The 17,851-nt window shown below is 65.3% G+C and carries 10 protein-coding genes; 8 read left to right on the top strand and 2 right to left on the bottom strand.

Translation table 11 applies throughout. The features are described 5' to 3' along the window. Window positions 1-126: 126 nt before the first annotated feature. Both BACI71_RS07170 and BACI71_RS07165 read right to left on the bottom strand, forming a co-directional pair. Window positions 127-8,826 (bottom strand): autotransporter-associated beta strand repeat-containing protein, encoded by an 8,700-nt coding sequence (locus BACI71_RS07170; RefSeq protein WP_159756898.1) that lies wholly within the window; start codon window positions 8,824-8,826, stop codon window positions 127-129. 438 nt (window positions 8,827-9,264) lie between these two features. Next, entirely contained in the window at window positions 9,265-11,190 is a 1,926-nt protein-coding gene (locus BACI71_RS07165; protein WP_159756895.1) for a polysaccharide biosynthesis protein, read from the bottom strand. A gap of 129 nt (window positions 11,191-11,319) precedes the next feature. Here BACI71_RS07165 and BACI71_RS07160 point away from each other — a divergent pair, with 129 nt between their 5' ends. From BACI71_RS07160 to BACI71_RS07125, 8 genes are read left to right on the top strand one after another with little or no spacing between them, the layout of a single operon-like run. Continuing rightward, entirely contained in the window at window positions 11,320-12,180 is an 861-nt protein-coding gene (locus tag BACI71_RS07160; protein WP_159756891.1) for an alpha/beta hydrolase, read from the top strand. Then, window positions 12,177-13,217 (top strand): 3-oxoacyl-ACP synthase III family protein, encoded by a 1,041-nt coding sequence (locus tag BACI71_RS07155; protein ID WP_159756888.1) that lies wholly within the window; start codon window positions 12,177-12,179, stop codon window positions 13,215-13,217. The genes BACI71_RS07160 and BACI71_RS07155 overlap by 4 nt, the downstream gene beginning before the upstream one ends. Window positions 13,218-13,234: 17 nt before the next feature. Next, window positions 13,235-13,453 (top strand): acyl carrier protein, encoded by a 219-nt coding sequence (locus tag BACI71_RS07150; protein ID WP_159756885.1) that lies wholly within the window; start codon window positions 13,235-13,237, stop codon window positions 13,451-13,453. A 23-nt stretch (window positions 13,454-13,476) separates the two neighbouring features. Continuing rightward, window positions 13,477-14,517 carry a ketoacyl-ACP synthase III gene (locus tag BACI71_RS07145; RefSeq protein WP_159756882.1) on the top strand — a complete coding sequence of 347 codons (1,041 nt, stop codon included), beginning with the start codon at window positions 13,477-13,479 and terminating at the stop codon, window positions 14,515-14,517. Continuing rightward, window positions 14,514-15,275: an SDR family NAD(P)-dependent oxidoreductase gene (locus tag BACI71_RS07140; protein ID WP_159756879.1), complete on the top strand. Its 762-nt coding sequence runs from the start codon at window positions 14,514-14,516 to the stop codon at window positions 15,273-15,275. The genes BACI71_RS07145 and BACI71_RS07140 overlap by 4 nt, the downstream gene beginning before the upstream one ends. Then, the gene (locus tag BACI71_RS07135) at window positions 15,275-16,078 is read left to right on the top strand and encodes an SDR family NAD(P)-dependent oxidoreductase (protein WP_159756876.1); all 804 of its coding nucleotides are present in this window, start codon (window positions 15,275-15,277) and stop codon (window positions 16,076-16,078) included. The genes BACI71_RS07140 and BACI71_RS07135 overlap by 1 nt, the downstream gene beginning before the upstream one ends. Further along, the gene (locus BACI71_RS07130) at window positions 16,075-16,737 is read left to right on the top strand and encodes a hexapeptide transferase (protein WP_159756873.1); all 663 of its coding nucleotides are present in this window, start codon (window positions 16,075-16,077) and stop codon (window positions 16,735-16,737) included. Before BACI71_RS07135 ends, BACI71_RS07130 begins: the two co-directional genes overlap by 4 nt. Further along, the gene (locus BACI71_RS07125) at window positions 16,734-17,843 is read left to right on the top strand and encodes an aromatic ring-hydroxylating oxygenase subunit alpha (RefSeq protein ID WP_159756870.1); all 1,110 of its coding nucleotides are present in this window, start codon (window positions 16,734-16,736) and stop codon (window positions 17,841-17,843) included. The genes BACI71_RS07130 and BACI71_RS07125 overlap by 4 nt, the downstream gene beginning before the upstream one ends. The last annotated feature ends 8 nt before the right edge of the window (window positions 17,844-17,851 follow it).

Raw genomic sequence — 17,851 nt, 5'->3', positions numbered from 1 at the left:
GCGGGGCACCCGTCCATGGCGGTTCCCCGGCACGTGAAGACGCCCGCCGCCTCCCTTGCGGGGAAGGCGACGGGCGTCTCCGGGTCTGCGGCCGGCCGGGGGCGACCCCGGCCGGCGCGTGTTGCATCAGAAGCGGAAGCGGACGTTGCCGCCGATGCGATAGCTTTCGTAATTGCCCGCGCTCGCGTCGAGGCCGATCCGCACCCCCTGGCCGACATCGAACTGCGCACCGACCCCGGCATTGACGCGATCACGCGCCAGCCCCGGATTGGTCATCGTCACGGTGATCGGATCGATCGCGCCCTCGGCGGTGATCGGGGTCAGTCCGTCCTTGAACTCATGGACATACCCCACCTTCACGAAGGTCAGCGCATTCGGCGTCACCGAATAGCCCAGCTGCGCATTCAGGCGACCGATCCCGCTGTCGCGGCGCTGGCGCTGGATCCGGAAGAGATCCAGCCCGGCGTCACCGGTTTCGGTGAAGCCGTCGACGCGCTGGTTGATCCCCAGCACCTCGGCGGTGCCGCTCAGGACCGTCCGGCCGAAGTGCTGGTAATAGCCGAAGCCGCCGCCATAGACGAAGCTGTTGGCATCGACCGAGCGGAAGCGCGCGCTGCCGCCGATCACGCCGCGCGTGCCGCTGCTGGTGTAATCGCCGTAGGCGACCCGACCGATCAGGCGCAGCGCCTGGTCGCCCGTCAGCGGCGCGGACACGCCCAGCGCGATCTGGTTGCCGTTCAGTTTGGCGTCCATGTTCGTGCTGCGGAAGCCTCCCTCGGAATGCGCGTAGCTGAGGTTGGCGCGCAGCACCGACAGATCGTGGCTGACCCCGATCTGATAGGCGACGTCGCGGAAGCGGTTGTGCGCATAGCCTTCCTTATCGAGCCCGCGCAGTTGCCCGCCGTGGATCCCGCCGGTGAAGGCGCTCTTGCCCGGGGTGAGCGCGTCGTAATCGCTCACCTCGACCAGACCGTCGATCATCGACGCGCGCATCCCGTCACCGATGCCCGCATAGGCATCTGGCGACCAGCGTGCGAAGCTCGCCTGCGTCGCGTCGCGCCCGGCCGTCACACCGGCAGCCAGCGACTGGAGCAGGTTGCCGCCGTAATATTGCGGCACGCCTCCGGTGGTCTTGACCAGCATCGCGGCCAGGGCGTTCTTCTGGCTGGCGGTGAGCGCGGTCGCGTCCGACAATGTCTGCGGCGTGTACGAACCCATGCCGATCACCGTGCCGTTCGACAGGTTGAAGGCAAGGTTCTGGCCGAAGTTCGCCTTGGTCACCGACCCGAACGACCCGCTGAGGCTGCCCGGCTTGAACTGGAAGATCTGGAGCGCGGTGCCCAGCGGCAGCTCGTAGCTGTTCGCGGGGACGCTCTTGTCCAGTGCCAGTACCGATGTGCCCGACAGCGTAAGCTTGCCCGTCACGACGATCCGGTCATAGCCGTTCGCCACGCCCGCGCCGGCATTGCCGTCGATCTGCATCGCGGCCACCGCATTGTTGCCGAACGACAGATCGGCGAACGTCAGGATGCCCGGCGAGTTGCCCGGCGCGATCACGCCCATGCTGTTCCCGCCGACCAGCGTGGTGCCGCTGACCGAACCGTTGCCGCTGATCTTGCTGTTGCCGTCGACCGTGGTGGTGGTGCTGGTCAGCTGACCCGCGGTCGCGCCCGCCGTACCCAGCGCAAGCCCGTTGCCGAGGTGCAGCGTACTGTTGTCGGTGACCGTGGTGGTGGTCGCCGCCACGCTGCCCGCCAGGTTGATCGTGCTCTTGACCGCGCTTAGCGTCGTGGTCGCCAGCGTGGTGGTGGTGCTGACGTTGAGCGTGCTCCCCGGCTGCACCGCGAAGGTGCCGCTGGAAACGGTGCCCGCGGTGTTGAGGTCGAGCGCGCCCGAGGTCAGCGCGATCCGTCCGGTGCCGTTCACCTTGCCGGTGAAATTGCCGCCGGTCGACAACGTCAGGGTGTTGGCCCCGATGTTGAGCGCGCCCGCGCCGCTCAGGTCGCGGATCGTCTGGTCGGCCTGCAGCGTCAGCGCGGCGGGTGCCGCGATCGACACCAGCAACGCCTTGTCGAGCAGGCCGGCATTGGCGACGGTCAACTGGCCCTGCTCGATCGCCAGCGCGGTCGGTGCGAAGCTGTCGACCGCACCGGCCAGCGTCAGCGTCGCCGCGCCCAGCTTGGTCACCGTGCCGGTGCCCGCGATCACGCCCTTGTAGGTGCCGTCGACCGTCTGGTTGATGGTCAGGCGGTTGGCGTTGATCGTGATCGTGCCGCCCGCGCCCGACAGCGACCCGGTCGCCATCGCCGCATTGGCGGTCAGCGAACCGGCGTCCTGCTGATAGGCGCCGGCGATCGTCAGCGCGTCGTTGGCGACGATCGTGCCGTTGTTGGTCAGGCTGCCCAGCGTCGGGGTCGAGCCCGATGCCAGCGTAAGCGACGCACCCGCAGCGTTGCTCACCGCGCCGTTCACCGCGAACGCCTTGTTGGCGGTCAGGGTGCCGGTGTTGCGCACGCTGCCCGCGACGAGGCGCGCGTCGAACTGCGCGGTCCCGTTGTTGGCGAGCGTGGTGACACCGTAATCGGCGTTGGTGGTCAGCGTGCCGGCGTTGGTGACGCTGCGCACCACGTCGGTGGTGCCGACCGTGTAGCGCGCGCCTTGCGCGACCGTGACGTCGAGCGTGTCGGCGAAGGTGCCGCCACCCGTCGTGTCGATCGTGCCGGCGTCGATCGCGAACGTGCCCGTGAAGGTGTTCGCGCCCGTCAGCACCAGCGAACCGGTGCCCGCCTTGGTCAGCTGGCCCGAACCGGCGACGATGCCGGCGTAGCGGCTGTCACCCGACTGGTCGATCGTCAGTCTGCCCGCATCGGCCAGCGTGACCACGCCGGTGGCGTTGCCCGCGAAGGTCGATGCGTGGAGCGTGCGCGCGCCGGTCACCGCGATCTGGCCGTTGTTGACGGTCCCGCCGCTGGTGGTCAGGTCGGCGTTGAGCGCCACCAGACCGTCGTTGGCGAGCGTGGCGATCGCCTGATCGGCTCGCACCGACAGCGTGCCCGGTGCGGATACCGCCACGGCCAGCGCGTCGGCGAAGATGCCCCCATTGGCGGCGGTCACCTGGCCCTGCGCGACGGTCAGCGCGGTCGGCGCAATGCTGTTCGCCACCCCGGCCAGCGTCAGCGTCGCCGCGCCGGCCTTGGTCAGCGTGCCGGTGCCGGTCAGCGTGCCGGCATAGCTGCCGTCAACGCTCTGATTGACCAGCATCTGCGTCGCGCCGTTCAGCACGATGTCGCCACCCGCACCCGCCAGCGAACCGGTCGAGAGATCGGCATTGGCGGTCAGCGTGCCGGCGTTCTGGGTATAGCCGTCCGCCACGGTCACCACGTCGTTGCCGACGATCGTGCCCGCATTGGTCAGGCTGCCCAGCATCGGCGCCGAGGTAGCGTCGAAGGTGATCGCGCCGCTGGCGGCGTTATCGACCGCGCCGGTCACGAGCAGCGCGTGCGCCGCGTTGACGGTGCCGGCGTTGGTCAGGCTGCCGAGCTGGGTGGTGCCGCCGTTCGTCATCAACAGCACGCCGCCCTGTGCGTTGGCGACATCGGTGTCGACCACCAGCGCCCCCGCCGCCGTGACATTACCGGTGTTGACCAGTCTGCCCATCACGCGGGTGCCCGACGTGCTGGCGAGGTTGAGCTGCCCGCTGTTGCTCACGTCGCCGCTGGTGACGAGGATCGCATTGACCTGCGCCGTGCCGCTGTTGGTCAGCGCCGCCGCGCCGTAATCGGCGTTGGTGGTCAGCTGTCCGGCATTGGTGACGGTGCCGACGATGTCGTTGGTGCCGACCACATAGCCGGCGCCGTTCGCCACCGCGATGTCGAGCGCGTCGGAGAGCGTACCGCCGCCCGTCGTGTCGATCGTGCCCGCGTTGATCGCGAACCTGCCGGTGAAGTCGCTGGCGCCGGTCAGCGTCAGCGTGCCCGCGCCGGTCTTGGTCAGCGCGCCCGCGCCGGTGACGACACCGGCATAGCTGCTCGTGCCCGACTGGTCGATCGTCAGTCTGCCCGCCTCGGCCAGCGCGACGACGCCGGTGGCGCTGCCCGCGAAGGTCGTGGTGTGGAGCGTCCGCTCGCCGGTCACCGCGATGCCGCCGTCGTTGACGGTGCCGCCGGTGGTGGTCAGGTCCGCGTTCAGACGCGTCACACCGAGGTTGGTCAGCGTGGCGATCGTCTGGTCGGCCTGTACTGACAGCGTGCCCGGCGCGGACACGGCCACCGTCAGCGCATGGCTGAAGATGTCCGCATTCGCGGCGGTGACGCGACCGTCGGCGACGGTCAGCGACGTCGGCGCGATGCTGCCGACGTCACCCGCCAGCGTCAGCGTGGCGGCCCCCGTCTTGGTCAGCGTGCCGGTGCCCGACAGCGTGCCGGCATAGCTGCCGTCGACGCTCTGGTTGACCAGCATCTGCGTCGCGCCGTTCAGCATGATGTCACCGCCGGCGCCCGACAGCGAACCCGTCGAGACATTGGCGTTGGCGGTCAGCGAGCCGGCGTCCTGCGTATAGCCGTTCGCGATCGTCAGCACGTCGTTGCTGAGGACAATACCGGCGTTGGTCAGGCTACCCAGCCACGGGGTCGAACCCACGCCGAGGTCGAGCGTCGCGTTCACCGCATTGGTGACCGCACCGCCGACGACCAGCTGGTGCCGCGCGGCGACATAGCCGGCGTTGGCGAGGCTGGCGAACTGCGTCGCGCCGCCGCTGTACAGGATCATGCCCGCACCCGCCTCGTTGCTCACCGCGCCGTCGACCAGCAGCTGCCCGCTGGTGCGGAAATCGCCGCTGCCGGTGTTCGCCAGCGTGCCGCGCAGATGCGCGATCGCGGTCGCATCCATCCACAGCTGACCGCTGTTGCTCACCGCACCATCGGCGATAAAGCCGCTGGCGACACGCACGAACCCGCTGTTGGTCAGGTCGGTCACCCCGAAATTCTCGGAGGCGATCGTCGCGCCGGCGTTGGTGAGGTTGTGGATCGTGTCGGCGGTGCCGACCAGATAATAAGCGCCGTTCGCCACCCCCACGTCGAGCGTGTCGGCGAGCGTGCCGCCGCCATAGGTGTCGACCACGCCGTTGTTGATCGCGAACCCGCCGGTGAAGCTGTTCGCCCCGGTCAGCGTCAGGCGACCCAGCCCGGCCTTGGTCAGCGCGCCCGCGCCGGTGAAGACGCCGGCATAGGTGCTGAAGCCCGACTGATCGATCGTCAGCGATCCTGCGCTGCCGTCCGCGCCGCCCAGCAGCACGCCGCCGCTGGCATTGCCGCCGAACGCGGTGGTGGTCAGCGTGCGCGTGCCGGTCACCGACAGCAGCCCGTTATTGGCCACCGCGCCGTTGGCGGTGAGCGCGCCGTTCATCGCCCAGCTGGCGTTGTTGGTGATCGCGCCGGTGGTCAGGTCGGCATTCTGGAGCAGCAGTCCGGCCTGATCGTTCAGGATGTTGCCCGCGGTCGCGGTGCCGTTGAACACCAGCCGCCCGGTGTTGGCGATGCTGCCGGTGCTGGCGGTCGCGCCGAAGCGGATGATGCCGGCGTTGCTGATCGTGCCGGTGCTGGTCGCGCCGTCCGCCAGCAGCATCGCCTGGTCGGCGACGGTGACGGTGGTCAGCTTTTCGGTATTGGCCAGCCGCAGCGTGCCGCCGGTGACGGTGACGTACCCGCCGACGCCCGCGTCCATCAGGCGCCCCGACAGATCGTCGAGCTTCGTCGAGACGAGGCCGTTCTTGACGGTGATCCCGCGCAGCGTGTTCTGCCCGGTGAGGTACAGGCTGCCGCTGTAATTGGCGCTGTTGGCGGTCAGGAAGCCGTTGGTGACATTGCCGGTCAGCAGCGCGAAATCGCCGGTGCCGCCCAGATTGTCATAGACCGCGATCTTGCCGTTCAGCCCGTTGAGATTGATGTTGTTCTGCAGCTGCACCGCGCCGGTCGCCTCGACGGCGTCCGATCCGAACACCAATGTGTCGGCGGTGCGGACGAATCCGCCCGAATTCCACGTCAGGTCCTGCCCGCGGCCGCCGTTGAGCGACCCAAAGTTGAGCGTCAGCCCGTTGGCCAGCGCCGCGAAGCCGCCGCTGCCGCCCGCGGTGCCGGTGACGTCGGTCCACGACAGCTGGTTCGGCATCACGCCGACGCGGCGCGTCATCGTGCCTGAGGTCAGCAGCGTGCCGGCGTTGGCGGTCGCCAGCGCGGACGCGCCGCCGATCGTGCCCGCACCCTCGAACAGGATGTGGCTGTTGGCGTGGATGCCGACGCCGTCGTCGGCGCGCAGCGTGCCGCCCTGCAGGCGGGTGTTGCCGGTATAGGTGTTGACGTTGTTGAAGCGGACCAGCCCGCCGCCCGCGATCGTGATGTCCGCGCCGTAACCCGAGGCGATCCCGGTCGTGCCGAGGCTCGCCGCGCTGTCGTCGGCGATCGTGCCGTTGAAGGTGATCGTCTTGCCCGCGCCCGGCGACAGGATGACGGTGCCGCCACGCATCACGAACAGGTCGCTGCCCGCCGCGCCGCCGGCCGCGCCGCCGTTGTTGCTCGATCCGCCCAGCGCCGCATTGCCGTCGAACAGCGCGTCGCCGTTGACCTGCAAGGTGCCGCCGTCGCGGACGAAGATCGCGCCGCCATAGCCGGAGCCACCGCCACCGCCCTGGCCGTTCGAAGAGCCGGTACCGCCGCCGAACCCGGCCGCGCCGCCGGCGCCCGCCGAGCCGTCGAGGCTCTGGCCACCCTGGCCGCCGGCACCGCCGGCACCGCCCGAGCCACCGCCCGCGCCGAAGCCGCCGGCGCCGCCCGCGCCACCGGAGCCGCCCGCGCCGCCGTCGGTGATCGACAGCGCGCCCGCGCCGCCCGAGCCGCCCCCGCCGCCGGCACCGCCGCCGAAGAAGGTCGCGCCCGCGCCGCCGTTACCGCCCGCGCCACCGGAGCCGCCGAACGCGACCTTGCCGTTGGCCATGTCGATGTTCCACGTCACCAGATCGGCGATCGACTTGGCGAGCAGCACGCCCGCGCGCGCGGTCTCGATCGCCAGCGCCGCCGACAGCGCCGCGCCCGGCGGGAAGGTGGCGAGCGCGCCCGCGACCTCCGCGGCCTTCAGCCCGACCTCGATGCCGTTGTTGATGGTGTCGATCACCATGCCGGTGTTGACCGGCTTGCCGTTGCTGCCCGCGCCGCCGTTGCCGCCGTTGCCGCCCGCCGCGGCGGTGCCCGCCCCGGCGTTATAGCCGTTGGTGCCGACCGAGCCCTCGCCGTCGTTGAGGATCGCGTTAAAGTTGCTGCCGGTGCGGCCACCCGCGCCGTTGGTGCCGACCGTGCCGGTCGACACCAACGCGTTCATCGAGCCGCCCTTGACGAGCTGCGCGACCGCCGGGTCGATGCGGTAGGTGACGGTGTTGGTGGCGGCGTTGATGCCGGTGACCACCGCGTTGGCCGGGATCGCCGGATCGCCGGACAGCACCTGCCCGACCTTCATCCCGCTGATCGACACCAAGGTGACGGTGTGCGCGCCGGTGTTGATGCTCGCGACCGGGCTCAGCGTGACCAGCATCTTGCCCTTGCTGATCGCGTTCAGCCCCTCGCTGCCGATCGTGCCGCTCAGCGTGATCGTGCCGTTCGCGGCGTCGATGCCGGTGATCGTCGTGCCATCGGCGATGCCCTGGCCGCTGATCTTCTGGCCGACGCGCATCCCGTTGGTCGAGCTGACCTTGACGATCGCGCCGCCGCTGTTCGAGACGACCGGGTTCGACGCCGCCTTCAGCGAGGTCACGGTGCTCAGGTCGACCGCGTTCGACAGCGTGACCGCGCCGGTGTCGGGGTCGATCGCGGTGACGATCGTGTTCGCGGGTACGCCGTTGCCGGTGACGGTCATCCCGACCTCGAACCCGGCCAGCGTGCCGCCGGCCGGCGGCGCGATGACGGTCGACAGCTGCGGGGTGATCGAGGCGGCGAAGCGGGTGATGTCGAATTGCGTCGCCGACGACACCGCCACGTTGACCGCGCTGGTCGAGCCGTCCGACAGCGTGAAGCTCTTGACCTTCTGGTTGCTGTCGTAAGTGACGTTCTTGACGGTCACGCCGGCGGCGATGCCGCTGCCATAGACCACCGCCCCCGGCAGCAGCTTGGCGGCGTCGATCGTGCCCGAGACGTAATAGCCCGCCGGATCGCCGTTCGCGGCCGCCTGATAGGTCGCGGTCACGACGCTCCCGGCGTCGAGCGTGTACGGCTGCGCCAGCGTGACCTGCTGCTTGCCGTCATTGTCGACCGTCACCGCGCTGATCGTCGCGCCGACCGCGCCGCCGCCCATCGCGACGCCCGCGCCGACGCCGATCAGCGAATTTTCGTTATCCAGTGTGAAGCCGGTGACGCGCAGGCTGGTGCCGTCGTAGCTGGCGGTGACCTTGGGGAAGTACAGCTGCACCGCGGCCGCGTCGGCGCTGTTGGTGGCCAGCGAGAAGACCTTGGGCGCGACCGAGAAGATCGGCGCACCGCCGCCTTCGCCGCCCTTGGTGGTGTTGCTGGAGAAGCTGACGTTGTTGAGCGTCAGGCGGCCGCCCTGATCGACGAAGAACACGCCGCCGAAGCCGCCGCCCCCGCCCGAACCCGCGCCGCCCTCGGTGTTGAAGTTGGTGAAGACCGTCTGGTGGCTGTCGTCGCCCTGCGAAACGCTGCCCGAAACGATCGCGCCCTTGCTGCCGCCCCCGTCGATAACCGTGGCGGGCGCGGTATTCGTCTGCGCCTGCGCGGGAACCGTGGTCAGCACGCCCATGGCGAGCACGGTCGACGTCAGCAATTTCACCTGATTCTTCACGTGAGCAAAACCCCCAGTAACGATCGTGAGACCGGGCAGCCTTCTGCGTCCCGCCTCTCACAGCGGCGGTCTCATGGGGGAGAAAGGGTTAAGGTCCCGTAAGGGCTGTTCTATGTTGAAGAAAAAGCCGGCGGCGGAGCGACGAACGCTGGTTTGCCGCTTTACGGAGGACAATGGGCAGCGCTTATCTTGAAAGCTATTTGAAAGGTAGGCTGCGCCAACGATGAAAGGCACGGGTGAGAGAGAGCCAAATTACTTAATATGTTGACGACAGTGCCCTGAACCGGCACATTCGACCGACACAGTAGTAGTCAATGACGAATGTCATGAAATCTCTCTGAAGTCAGATTAAGTTCAGCCCGGCGGAGCGTGATTGCAGATTGGACGAATTGTAGAGAACGCCTCAAGCGAAGGTGGGTTGCGCAGTTACTGGGCCCTCAGTTCGCTGCCAGCAATCGTTATCCAGTCAACGATTGTGGATGTTGGCTTGAACTCTTCGACCGCCCGCGTCAGAACGTCGAGGAGACTGGTCACGTCGCGCTGTCGCAATGCTTCACCCAGTTGATCGAGCAGCAGGTGGATTTCCTCGAGTGTAAGATGCCGCTCGTTGGCGACCATCACCCGCGGATGGCGGGTTGATTTGGGGGAATCGCCGATCAGCAATTCCTCGTACAGCTTCTCACCCGGACGCAGTCCGGTAAAGACGATCTCGACGTCACCCCCATCGCTTGCGGCGACACGTGGCTGGAGACCGGCCAGCTGGATCATGCGGATGGCGAGGTCGTAGATGCGGACCGGTTCACCCATGTCGAGCACGAAGACTTCGCCGCCAGTGCCCATTGCACCGGCCTGCAGGACGAGTTGCGCCGCCTCCGGGATGGTCATGAAGTAACGAATAATGTCCGGGTGGGTGACCGTCAGCGGGCCGCCCATTGCTAATTGCTTTCGGAAAAGCGGAACCACGGAGCCGCTGGAACCGAGGACGTTGCCAAACCGCACCATCGAGAAGCGGGTTGACGGCTGATCGTTCGCCAACGCTTGCAGCAGCATCTCTGCCATCCGCTTGCTTGCGCCCATGATATTCGTCGGGCGCACCGCCTTGTCGGTACTGATGAGGACGAAGCTTTCGGTGTGGTGCCGAAGCGCAGTCGACGCCGTATGCCAGGTTCCCAGTACGTTGTTCCGGACGCCTTCCAGCGGATTATGCTCGACGAGCGGGACATGCTTGTAGGCAGCAGCGTGATAGACAGTCTGCGGTTTCCAGGTGGCGAAGATGTCGTCGAGCCGAACCGCGTCGGTAACAGAGCCAAGCAGTGGAATCAGCCGGGGCGGCCGCGCGCAATCTATCCCCGCCATTTCCTGGTGAATGGCGTATAGCGCATATTCGTTGACGTCGAACAGCAACAGGGTCGATGGGCAGGCGCGGACGATCTGGCGGCAAAGTTCGCTTCCGATCGATCCTCCTGCGCCGGTGACGAGGACGCGCTTGTTGCGAATATCGCGTTCAAGCAGATCACTCATCGGTGCAACTGCATCACGTCCAAGGAGATCGTCGATCTCCAATGGTTTAAGATCGCTGATCGTGACCGACCCATGCGCGATGTCGAGAATGCCCGGCAGGGTGCGCGTCGCCAATCCTTCATGACGAATTGCGTCGATGATCTCGTTGCGGCGTCGACGGTCGGCGGATGGGATGGCGAGAAACACCTCGTCGACGCCCTCACGCACGGCGACCGCCCCCATTTGCGCACGCGGCCAGACTCGCAGGCCGCCGATAATGCTGCCGTGCAGGTTCGGATCATCGTCGATGAAACCGACCGCGCGGAAGAAGGTGCTCTCGGCCAGCGCACTCGCAATCTGCCGGCCGGCGGAACCTGCTCCATAAACTAGCACCTTGGCGCGCTCGCGCCCCGCGGTTGTCAGGCGCAGGTATCCACCACCGAGCATGAAGTGGACGACGCTACGGGATACAGCGACGAGGATGAGGAAGAGCGCCGGCTGGATAAAGCCGATTGTCCTGGGGACCCCGTCGATGACAACCGCGGTGAGGATTGACGAATAGATGAACCCGTAGACGAGCGTCGCGGGTGCTATGACGGGCACGACCGAGTGGCTGCCGTGTCTGAATACGGTGCGGTACACGCCAAAGAGATAAAAAATCGGGATGGCGATCAGCGCGAGCACAGCGGCCTGCCATCCGCGATCGGACAGGGCAACCCAATATCCCAGCCGCAGATAGAAGGCGAGCCATACGGTCAGCACGGCCAGACAACTATCCACCACCATGGCAGCGGCACGCTTGAGGCCGCGCGGCAGAGCGATGATGGGGACGATCATCCGATCGAGCGACATATAGGAACTCCGGGCGGCTCGTCGAGCGCGACGTCCGACGCCCTTAGGAGAAGACGTCGCATAAGGCAAAGTTGACCAGGCCGGTCAAACTGCATTGCGGCACGCGTAGGCCTATGCCACGGCACCACGATGACGAACGTCGCGGCGCCGCTGGTCAAGGCTGAACTGGTGAACCCGCCCGGTGCAACGAAGCCGCTGGTCGTGTGCATCCATGGTGGCGGCTGCAACGCGCGTTATTTCGATCTTCCCGGCTTCTCCTTTCGCGAACGGGCCGTAGCCCGCGGCTTTCCCCTTTTACTCGTTAACCGTCCCGGTCACGGCGGCAGCGATGATGCGGCGGCGAGCTCCTTTTCTGCCGGGGCCGCCGCAATCCTAAAGACCGTCGTCGATTGTCTGGCAGAGCGGTCGCGCCACGATTGGTTTCTAATCGGTCATTCCATCGGCGGCGCCATCGCCATCATGATCGCGGGTGAACAACGCGTGGCCGGTTTGCGCGGCGTTGCCTTGTCCGGCATTGGTGACCGACCGACAGAGCAGGCGCGATCCTGGGTGGGAGGCACGGCAAATCCACTGTCGGGGGTGGCCTTGGCCGAGGAAATGCTGTTCGGTCCGCGGGAAAGCTATTCCTGGCGGGCACCCAAGGCGTTACGCGCTGCCGCTGAGCCGTGGCGACCCGGCGAAGTGATCGAGGCACTGGAGCATTGGCCTTACCGCTTCGCACCGATCGCCCGGAAGGTTGGCGTTCCGGTCCATCTCCGCCTCGCAGACGCCGAACACATCTGGGAAACGGGCGCGAAAGCGATCGCCAGAATGGCGGCAGCTTTCGAGGACGCGCCCGCGGTCGATGCGGCGATCCTCCCCGACGGGGGACACCTATACGAGGTGCACCGCCGCGGCGGAGAGCAGATGGAGGCGCAGCTCGACTTCCTTGATGGACTGTCGCGCCGCCTTGATTTCGGTGCGGGCGTCGCCATACCGCGTCAAGTATGAACCGGATCGCCAGGAGCCCACTTGCGACAGGCGCAACCATCGCCGGAATCGCGACCCACTTGCCGGATGGCGTGCTGGGCAACGAGGCGCTCGCCGAAATCTTTCCCGAGTGGCCAGCCGCCAAGATCATGGAGAAGATCGGCATTCGCGAGCGGCGCGTTGCGGCACCCGGTGAAACGGCCGCAGATCTGGCTTTCGCCGCTGCCACAAAGCTGTTCGCCAAGGAAGGTTGCGATCCGGAATCGATCGATTTCCTGATCTTCTGCAGCCAGGCACCCGACTATATCCTCCCGACCACGGCGTGCGTCCTGCAGCATCGGCTGGGTCTGTCCACCCGTTCAGGCGCGGTCGACCTTAATCTGGGCTGTTCGGGGTTCGTGTACGGCCTCTCGCTCGCGACAGGGCTGATCGCTTCGGGCGCGGCGCGGCGAGTGTTGTTGCTGACTGCCGATACCTATTCCAAATATATCCACGACTTGGACAAAAGCGTTCGAACACTCTTCGGGGATGGCGCCGCCGCAACGCTCGTCGTGGCGTCAGAACACGGAGGAACGATCGGCCCGTTCGTTTTCGGTACCGATGGCCGCGGCGCCGACAGTCTGATGGTGCCGGCGGGCGGGTTCCGCACTCCGCATTCCGAAGCGACGGCTGTGGAGCACACCGATCGCGCTGGCAATGTGCGCAGTGCGAACCACTTGTACATGGACGGCGCCGCGGTCATGGCATTTACGCTGCGGGAGGTGCCGCGCGCGATGCATCAGCTGCTCGAGAAGAGCGGGGCCGTGATCGACGACTACGAATTCTTTGTGCTGCATCAGGCGAACAAGTTCATGCTCGATGCGCTTCAGAAGAAGCTCGGCATTGCAGATGATCGCTTCCCCCGGCGCTTTGAAGACATCGGCAATACCGTATCCTCCACCATACCTTTCGTTTTGGCTGGCCTGATGGCGGACGGGCAATTAAAGGCCGGAACGACGATCATGGTGATCGGCTTTGGGGTCGGCCTTTCCTGGGCCGCCGGCGCGATCACGCTTTGATGGCAGGAGTTACGGGAATGAGCGAGTTTTACGAAGGTCTGGCCGAAATCCTTGAAATCGAGCCGGCGACGGTGAACAGCGATCTGGCGCTCGACGAAGGGGCGTGGGACTCGCTTGCTGTAGTCTCGACGATCGCCCTGATCGACGAGGTCTTCGACCGCACGGTCAGCGCCGATGCGCTGGCGGATTGCCGCACCGTCGGCGACATAGAGAAGTTGGTGGGCGCTGACGCCTGAATTTCAGCACGGGTAACAGAAAAATGAAGAGCGGCACGGTTGCACGCACGCGTGGTTCCCGCATCGCGGGTGTCGTGTCTTGCGTGCCGCCCCGGATCGTCGACAATGCCTATTTCACCGATCGCTTCGGCGACAAGGTGAACGATGTTGTCAAGATGACCGGGGTACAGACGCGGCACTGGGTGGAACCGGGGGTCACCACCTCGGATCTGTGCGCACGCGCTGCCAACAGGCTTCTCGACGGGTTGGCGTGGGGGCGCGATACCATCGACGCGGTCGTATTCGTCTCACAGACCCCCGATTTTCGTCTGCCGGCGACGGCCTGTACGCTACAGGATCGTCTCGGCTTGCGGACCGGGATCGTTGCGTTCGATGTGCCGCTGGGTTGCTCAGGCTATCCCTACGGGCTGTGGTTGGCGATGATGATGGCGCAGACCGGGGCCGCCAGGCGCGTGCTCCTTCTTGTTGGTGACACCAGCACGATCATGAACGATCCCGACGATCGTTCCACGGTAATGCTTTTCGGCGACGCGGGCACCGCGACTGCGATCGAGGCGGCTCCCGAAGCGCCCGAGGCGACCTTCATCCTCGGTACTGACGGGGGCGGGGCCGAGAATCTGATCGTTCCCAAAGGCGCTTTTCGCACATGTGCCGGACATGCGAAGTTCGGCAATTTTCCAGCCGACACGTTGTACATGGACGGGGGTGAGATCTTCAATTTTACCCTAAAGGCGGTGCCGGCGTTGATCCGCGATACGATGGAAGCCGCCACGCACGAGGTCGGCGATTATGACGCCTTCGTTCTCCATCAGGCCAATGCATTCATGATCCGGCATTTGGCAAAGAAGGCAAAGCTCGATCCAGCTCGCGTTCCAATCAACATAGACCGATACGGCAACACGAGCAGTGCGACGATTCCGCTGGTCATGTCTTCGGACCTGTCGTCCGCACTCACATCGGGCGAGCGGCTGCTGGGATTGTTTGGCTTTGGTGTCGGCTATTCGTGGGCGTCAGCGTCGCTCACGGTCGGTGACCTGGGGATTGCGGACACAATCATCCTATGATCTTCGCTGCCGATTGCATGCATGACCGTACGGTTTTGGTAACCGGCGCGTCCTCCGGCCTAGGTCGTGCGACGGCAAACCTGCTTGCCCGGTGCGGTGCCCGCATCATCCTCAATGGCCGTGATGCTGCACGTCTCGAAGAAACCCGTTTGACGCTCTCGGGAGACGGGCATGAGACAATCGCCGCAGAATTGTCGAACGCCGATCAGGCGCATGATCTGACCATGGCGGCGGTGGCGCGTGTCGGTACGCTCGACGGTGTGTTCCATAGCGCGGGCACTACCAAGGTGCTGCCGGTCAAGTTGGTAAAGGACAAGCAACTCGACGACGTGTTCGGCGCAAACCTGTGGGCCGCGTTCGGGATTGCGCGCGCGGCAGCGAAGCGTGACGTCGTTCGCGATGGCGGTGCCTTGATCTTCATGTCGTCGGTGGCAGCGGTTTGCGGACGTCCCGCACTCTCGGCTTATTGTGCGGCCAAGGCGGGCCTCGACGGGATGGTTCGATCGATCGCGGTCGAGATGGCACCGCGACGCATCCGGGTGAATTCGATTGCCGCAGGGGCTGTTGAAACTGCGATGCACGATACGTTCGTGAGCTCCATCAACGAGGAAGCCCGTCGCGATTACGAAGATTTTCACTTGCTGAAGTTCGGGGTGCCAGAGGACATCGCCAATATGGCGGTGTTCCTGCTTAGCGATGGTGGACGCTGGATCACGGGTGCCTCGCTGGCGGTCGATGGCGGTGCGGCAGCGAAATAATGCTGGTCGACCCATCCTCACGACCGATCGACGCAACGTCGGCTACGTTTGATCCGCATGCATTGGCGGGTCGCCGGATCCTGGTGACTGGAGCGTCGTCTGGACTGGGGCGAGCGGCGGCGATGGCGCTTGCCGCCTGCGGTGCGCAGATCATCCTGCTTGCGAGAGACCCGGGGCGGCTCGAGGCAACCCGGGCGCAGCTCGGTGGCACCGGCCATGTAACCGTCGCGCATTCGCTCGATCACGCCGATCGTACTTTTGACCTGATCAAGGATACGACAGTCCGGCATGGCGTGTTGCACGGCATTTTCCACGCCGCTGGTTCCTATCTGGCGATGCCTGCCAAGGCGACGCGGCAGAAACATATCGATGCGGTGTTCGCCGCCAGCGTCATGGCGGCTTATGGCATCGCGCGGGCTGCGGCGCATCAGAGTGTGCTGGCTGCGGGTGGTTCAGTCGTCTTCATGTCGTCGGTGGCCGGCGAACGGGGGCATCCAGGAACTCTCGCCTATGCTGGTGCCAAGGCGGCGATTCACGGGATGGTGCCCGTGCTTGCGGTCGAACTCGCTCCAAAAAAAATTCGTGTGAACGTGATTACCTCGGGGACGGTCGAGACCGAAATGCACCTGACGACCGCTGCGGGTCTGCCGCCTGCGTTGATCGAAGCCGGCGCTCGCCGACATCTTTTTGGGTTCGGTGAGCCGCGCGATATTGGTGAGGCCGTCGTTTTTCTGATGTCGGATGCAGCACGCTGGCTCACCGGTACGTCGCTCAACGTCGACGGAGGATATCTGGCGCAATGAGCAAAGAGCGCCTGATCCTCGTTGGAGGAGGCGGCTTCTGTCGCGAACTCTATTTCTGGGCTTCCGAATGCCACGCCGCGGGGCGGCTGCCACCGGTTGGCGGGTATCTGGACGATGCCGGAGACACGCTGATGGGCTTCGATTATCCCGACATGCCGTGGCTCGGCGGTGTCGAAGCGCACGAGCCTGGTTCGGGTGACCGGTATGTTTTGGCGGTCGGGCATCCTCGAGCCAAACGGGCGCTGCACGGCCTGCTTGCAACGCGCGGTGCGATCTTCCCCCGGTTGATCCATCCGAGCGCGCGCGTGTTGCGCACGGCCGCGCTTGGCGAGGGAGTGATCTTCTGCCCAGGGTCTGCGGCGGGACCGGACACCAAGATCAATCGTTTCGTGACGTTCAACGCGGTTTGCGGTGCGGGACATGATGCGCAAGTCGGTGAATTCACAACCATCAGTTCCGCGGTCGACATCACCGGCGGCGTGCAGATCGGCAAAGACGTCATGATCGGTTCTGGCGTAACGTTCCTGCCGCGGATCAAAGTCGGGGATGGTGCGACGATTGGGGCGGGATGCACCGTGTATCGCTCGGTCCCGGCGGGCGCTACCGCCTACACGCAACCGGCCAAGATCCTGCGCACCATTCGGAAGGATCCGTCATGATCCCACGCGGCCATTACTATCGCGATGATGTGCTCGAACAGGAGATAAATTGCCTTTTCCAATCCGGCTATGAATTCGTCTGCCTGTTGAGCGAGGTCGCGAACGATAAGGACTTCGTCTGCATCGATTACCGCGGCTGCGCGGTAGTGGTGCAGAATTTCAAGGGAGAATTGCGGGCATTCCAGAATGTTTGCACACACCGGTTCAATGCCATTCAACATGATGAGCGTGGCAACCGGTCGTTGACGTGCCAGTATCATGGCTGGACGTTCAACAGTCGCGGCTGTCCGATCGGGGTCGAGGCGCGCGTGGTGTCCGGCAGCGGCGGTGCACTCGATCTCTGCCTGCCCGAATACCGCATCGATACATGTGGGCAGTTCGTGTTTATCAAACGCAGCGCCAGTGACTTGACGCTGCCGGAGTTCCTTGGCGGCTATTACGCGGTGCTAGAGGAGATCAGTCAACATCTTGGCCCAGTAACGCTTTTTCGCAGTGTGCCGCATAAGGCTAATTGGAAAGTTCTTGTTGAAAACGTGATCGACAACGTCCATTGTCCGATCTTGCACCGGGACACTTTCGTCGCGTTCGGGTTCTGCCGCACCCCGGTCGAGCAAACTGAGATCGATGGACCACATTCGAGCTGGCATGTGCCGCGGGTCGAGATCGCGCGTGAAAAGCTTCGTGCGCGAGCAATGGCGCATCTCGATGCCCGTGCGTACAAGCACAACAGCTTCTACCACATCTATATTTTTCCCAATCTATTCATCGCGTCAACCGAGGGCGCATCCTTTTACATCGGTCACGCGCTACCGATTGGGCCCGAAACGACATCATTACGCGCCCGATATCTCGGTCCCCGTGTCGAACTCAAGGAAGCGCATCGCGCGCGGCAGGATGTTCTCGACGCACAGAGTGAGGCGTCTGGCCTCCGTATCGTGGAGGAAGACCGCTTCATTCTCGAAAGCATTCAACGGGGAGTGCGCTTGTCTACCAAGCCAGGCGCGATCGTGAAAGGAGAGCCGCGGATTGAGGCCTTTATGAAGACCTATGTGGCGTTGATGGACGGGAACGCCAGCTCGCGTGACAAGAGCAGCGAAGCGATCTAAGCGCACCG

The organism is Sphingomonas sp. 8AM (assembly GCF_902506455.1).
GTDB lineage: Bacteria > Pseudomonadota > Alphaproteobacteria > Sphingomonadales > Sphingomonadaceae > Sphingomonas.
This window is presented reverse-complemented; position numbering and strand designations above follow the sequence as displayed.